The 305-nt window shown below is 57.7% G+C and carries 1 pseudogene; it reads left to right on the forward strand.

Going from position 1 to position 305, the window contains the following annotated elements:
* Window positions 1-71: 71 nt before the first annotated feature.
* Window positions 72-305: pseudogene (locus tag AC0IYH_RS30700) on the forward strand (hypothetical protein); the annotation flags it as partial.

The following is a 305-nucleotide window of genomic DNA, read 5'->3' on the forward strand; positions in this document are numbered from 1 at the left end:
GTGCCAGTTTATGTAGTAAATTTACATACAATCTCTCCCTGTTTTCATTCTCTTCACGTACCCAGCTCATCATGGCGATTCCCGATTTCGACCTCGTATTCTTTGGCGGCAGTGGCGACCTTGCGATGCGCAAGCTGTTGCCTGCCATGTTCGCGCGCGACGTGGCCGGCGACTTTCCGGCCAGCGCCCGCATCATCTGCGTCGGGCGCGACGACGCCACGCAGGAAGAATTCCTGCACATGGTCGAGGCGGGGGCCTTCGACGATATCCAGATCGAGCTTGTCCAAGGGGAACTCGTCCGCATG

This window comes from Pseudomonas sp. AC463, from assembly GCF_979253585.1.